Origin of the sequence: Clostridium sp. UMB9555A (genome assembly GCF_030222355.1) — a bacterium.
Taxonomy (GTDB): domain Bacteria; phylum Bacillota; class Clostridia; order Clostridiales; family Clostridiaceae; genus Sarcina; species Sarcina perfringens.
The window spans coordinates 1-5,052 of the sequence record NZ_JASORQ010000022.1; the positions used below are offsets into that span (position 1 = coordinate 1).

Sequence of the window (5,052 nt, forward strand, 5' to 3'; positions counted from 1 at the left end):
GGTTTATGTTAATATCTTCTGTTTAATTTTCAAAGACCATTTCGTTGTCGCCCTCAAGCGACTTCCTTAGTTTATCATCACTTCGAAACTTTGTCAACAACTTTTTTTCAAAACTTTTAATTTATTTTGTTGAGTTGTTTGTGTGTCCCTCAGCGACGAGATTTATCTTACCATGATATTAATTCTATTCACTATTTATTAACATTAAAAATTCTAAATTATAATTATAATTCTTTTATTTCCATCTATTTTCTTATTAATTCTTATATTGATACACCTGGATTAGTATATTTAGATCTTATTTACATTCTAATATAATATATTCAAAATAATTCCAAAATATAGTGCAAACTAATATACTAATAAATTTAAAAATACTATTTTTTATTTATGTAACATTAATTTAATCACTTATTTAAGATAATAAAAATATAAGCTACTAATAAAAAATACTAGTAGCTTTATATTTTTCCCTATTAAATTTTGTGTTTTAAAATAATTATGTTTATAAAAAATTATTTCACACCTAACTTTTCCATTATTATTAAAGCGGTATCTTCTATAGCTCTCTGAGTTACATCTATGGTTCTGCATCCTATTTTTCTAAGTATCTTATCTGCAAATTCAAACTCCTCTAATATTCTTGAATCAGAAGCATACTCTATATCTGCTGATATTCTATGAAACTTATCTAATCTTCTTTTTCTTATTTCTATAAGTTGAAGTGGATTTATTGTAAGTCCAAATATCTTCTTTTTATCAATTTCATATAATTCTTCTGGTAAACCTACCTCTGGAACTAGTGGAATATTTATTGCCTTTATTCCCTTATTAGCAAGATACATACATAGTGGAGTTTTAGATGTTCTAGATAATCCAACAAGAACTACATCAGCATTTTTTAATCCCCTATAGTCTTTGCTATCATCATACTGCATAGCAAATTCCATAGCTTCTATCCTCTTATAATAAGTTTCATCAGTATTCCACATAGCACCTGGATTATAATCTGGATACTTATTTAGTATTGTTGAAGCTACATTTATTATTGGACCTAATACATTTATTATATTTATATTTTTCTCAATACATTTTTGTGTTAGATACTCTCTAACATTAACAGTTATTATGGTAGATACAATCATACATGCTTCACAATCCTCAATGGTTTTCATTAAATCCTCTACATCTTCTAAGCTTTTAACATAAGGAATTCTTTTAACTTCAGCATTATCCTTAAACTGACTAGCAGCAGCCATGGCTACCTGCTGAGCTGTTTCTCCTATGGAATCTGAAACTGCAAAAATTGTTAACATAAAAATTACTCCTCTCTTTTCATCTAAAACAACTATATTATTATTGTTGTTTTTTTAATGTAATTTACTCTCTTTTCCCTTTTAGTTTTTATATTTTATAGCTACTAGAGCTTTTAAACCATAGATTCAAATTAATTCTCATAGTTACTATTTATATAAATAAACTATTTAACCTTTAAAATACTATTATTTTTTAGCAACTATTATAAGATGTTCTGTTGAATCTCGAAATCTTTCATCTTCACATTTTTCAGTTGCAACCTTTAATAAATTAAAATATATTTCCTTGTCCTCTAAATAATATTTAGTCATATAAAAAGCTTGTCCACTTAAAAAGCTTTCAGCCCCGGCTCTACTTAATATATTAAAACCTACCTCATTAACCTCAGAAATAGCCTTTTCTGGAACAGTAAAATATGTTTCAGTAAAAGATTCTTCCTCACTAAATCCTTTTTCATCAAATAAGTCATATATCTTATTTATATCTTTATACTCTTGTGGAAAATCTGAAAGACCTACCTTTAATACCCCTAGAGAATTTATATAAGCTATTAATATAATCCCACCTGGTTTTAATATTCTCATACAATTTTCTAATATTCTAATTCTATCTTCTTTTGATTGAACATGATACATAGGACCCATAAGAAGTATTCCATCAAAGGTATTATCTTTTATAAAGTCTAAATATAAAGCATCTCCACAAATATAATCCTTTGCTTTTAATCCCATACTTTCTATATTATTTTTTGCCATATCTATAGATTTTTCTGACAAATCCATTAAACTGACTTCATATCCTCTTTTTAATAGCTCTATTGAATATCTTCCCGGTCCTGAACCTATATCTAATATTTTTCCTTCCTGAGGAAAATATTCTTTTATCATGTACATAGTACTAAATAATTCTAATCTATTATATGGATCATTTAATCTAAGCCATTCATTCTTACTATTTTTATTATAGTACTCTCTTATAATATCTGTCATAAAACACCTCTTAATTTATTATGTGTGATAATTTATATATTCTTTTAAAATTCTATATATCCTCTTTAATTGTAATAATTAACTATGTTAAAATTGATTTAGTTTAATTAATGACACTATTATAGACTAAAGTTATAGATATCTCTTTAATATTTATAAAAGTTATTGTTATTTTAATTAAATATTCTAATGGTATATCTTATAGGGAGGTAATAATGAATAAAAAGAAATGGGTAACTATAGGGATACTGCCTATAATGTGGTTGATTTATTTCTTATTTGAGTTTTTAACTGGAAGAATTGAAAAAAATTCTGAAACTCTTATGATGTTGTTTTTAATAATTCCTTTTGCATTAGTAGGATATCTCGTATATGTTTTAGTAAATAAATATAAAGATGGATTTAGCAAAAAAACATTACTATGGATATTTATGATTCTAATGATTTTAGATCAAGGAATAAAATTTATTATACATAAATGGTTTTTCAATGATCATTTTAATATTATAGGTGATTTTTTAACCTTCCAACCAATTATAAATACAGATGGCTCTTGGCTAAATGTTCGCTTTGGAACTGGATTAGACTTTGGATTTCTTATAATATTAAATTTAATAGCATTAATAATATTCTTTGAATGTTATAGATATTATGTACATAATGGCCATAAAGATTTTAATGCAGATATGTGTATAGTATTTATAATGGCTGGTGCTTTATGCTCTTTAATAGATAAGGTTTTTTATGGTGGAAGCTTAGACTTCATAGGTATAAGCAATTTATTTATAGCTGATTTTAAAGATATATATATAAATTTAGCTATTTTATTTTTCATCCTATGTATATACTTCAATGATTATTGGAAAGATGATAGCACTAGTACCTTAAAAGATGATCTTGCTTCAGTAAAAAGATTCTTTATTTTTGCTAAAAATGATTTACTAGTAAATATATTAAAACTTAAGAAATAGTATATTTGTAAGATATCACAAATTTAATCTAATTATCCATTTATAATGGACAAAACCTCTTATTGTGATATATTAAAGGTGTAGAGAATTTAATATATTAATTGAGAGGAGAGTAGCTATGCTAGTAAGATGTATAGATAATTCATTATGCTCAAGCCTAACTTTTGGTAAAGAGTATGTTGTAATTGAAGAAGGCGATAAATACTATGTTGTAGTTGATGATAGAAACAAGGAAATTACAACTAAAAAGCAAAGATTTGAAGTTATCGAAGATAGTGATTTAGCTAAAAAAGCCAAAGCTACTATAAATGAACTTAACTTCCAAATTAACAATGAATTTAAAGATATTAAAGATTTTAAGGTTAGAACTAACTCTAAAGGAGAAATCAAAGAAGTTATCATTAAATTTAAATACGAATAAGCTATTTACAATTCACACTTTAAATATAAAAGAGATATTATGTTTTAAACATAATATCTCTTTTTTAATATGTATTAAGATTTCTTCTTACCTTTAATAACAGGATTGTTAGTTGTCTTGGCAGGTACTTCTGGTTTAACAACACCATTAAAAAATTGAACCCATTTATCTTCATTCTCAAGAACAACATTATTTTCTATATCTAAAGTTTTAAAATTCTTAATCCAGTCAGGAGAATATTTTATTGCTACAGGTAATGTAGGCATTATATTAAATTTCTGAGCTAGTTCTAATTGAATCTTTGGCCCAGCTACAAACTCCATAAATAGTTCTGAAGCATTTGGATTAGGAGCTGATTTTAATATACCTGCACATTCAGTTATAACAGGTACACCATCTTGAAAATCAATTCTTGTTATATTAGCATTATCTTTAATTTTTTTATTTAAAACATCTAAAGGTAAAATTCCTATTGGAGTTTCTTTAGTGTCTAAAGCTGTAAACAATTCGTCGTAATTATTAAAAAATGTAGCTACATTTAACTTTAAACCTTGTAAGAAAGTACTTCCTATATTATCATCATTATTTCCTTCTTTACTTAAATAAGAAGCTGTAGCAGATATAAAATACTTTGTATAATCATTATTAGAATTTACCATTAATAATTTATTAGCTAAATTCCCATTTTTTAAATCAGATAAACTCTTTGGTACAAGATTAGCTGCTAAGTTAGCTTTATTATAAGCGACTACCATAGGATTTCTAAATATTGAATACCAATATCCATCTTTATCTCTATAATTATCATCTACATCACTATACCAACTTGTTTTATATCCTTTAAGAATATTATCTGAAGCCATTTTTTTATATAATTCGCTATTTCCACCTAAGATAATATCAGTATTTGTATTTTTAAAATCATCTTCTTTTATTTCATCTTTCACTTCATATTTAACTGATATTCCAGTTTCTTTCTTAAATTCTTCAGCTATATAACTATTAACTTCATCAGGATATTTACTTGTTACTACTACTGTACCCTCTAAAGTATTTTCTTTTGATCCACCACAAGATACCATTGAAAATGAAAATACTAAAAGCAAACCTAATGATAATATTTTCTTTATTCCTTTCATTACTCTCCTCCCAAATACTATAAAAATATAATTAAAACTCTTTTTTACATTCTTAACTAACTTAAGTATAAATTATTTTACCACTAATTTATATAATATATTTTTATATACAAAAAAAACCTCTCTTATTAGAGAGGTTTTTGGTGATCTGCCAGGGAATCGAACCCTGGACACCGTGATTAAAAGTCACGTGCTCTACCGACTGAGCTAGCAAA

General features: G+C 25.7%; 5 protein-coding genes. 2 read left to right on the top strand and 3 right to left on the bottom strand.

The annotated features are described in order from the left end of the window. Positions 1-515: 515 nt before the first annotated feature. Together QP548_RS16700 and QP548_RS16705 are read right to left on the bottom strand one after the other, a co-directional pair. Positions 516-1,316 carry a pyruvate, water dikinase regulatory protein gene (locus tag QP548_RS16700; RefSeq protein WP_061426055.1) on the bottom strand — a complete coding sequence of 267 codons (801 nt, stop codon included), beginning with the start codon at positions 1,314-1,316 and terminating at the stop codon, positions 516-518. Positions 1,317-1,502: 186 nt separating this feature from the next. Then, the gene (locus tag QP548_RS16705) at positions 1,503-2,306 is read right to left on the bottom strand and encodes a class I SAM-dependent methyltransferase (protein WP_061426054.1); all 804 of its coding nucleotides are present in this window, start codon (positions 2,304-2,306) and stop codon (positions 1,503-1,505) included. 215 nt (positions 2,307-2,521) lie between these two features. On the opposite strand from QP548_RS16705, the gene QP548_RS16710 reads away from it, so the two are divergent. Together QP548_RS16710 and QP548_RS16715 are read left to right on the top strand one after the other, a co-directional pair. Further along, entirely contained in the window at positions 2,522-3,277 is a 756-nt protein-coding gene (locus tag QP548_RS16710) for a signal peptidase II (RefSeq protein ID WP_003466669.1), read from the top strand. Between the two features lie 118 nt (positions 3,278-3,395). Further along, positions 3,396-3,698, top strand: coding sequence for a hypothetical protein (locus tag QP548_RS16715; protein ID WP_003448492.1), 303 nt, complete (start codon positions 3,396-3,398; stop codon positions 3,696-3,698). A 74-nt stretch (positions 3,699-3,772) separates the two neighbouring features. Here QP548_RS16715 and QP548_RS16720 read toward each other — a convergent pair whose 3' ends face one another. After that, on the bottom strand, positions 3,773-4,837 hold the full coding sequence (locus QP548_RS16720) for an extracellular solute-binding protein (protein ID WP_061426053.1): 1,065 nt from the start codon (positions 4,835-4,837) through the stop codon (positions 3,773-3,775). Between the last annotated feature and the right edge of the window lie 215 nt (positions 4,838-5,052).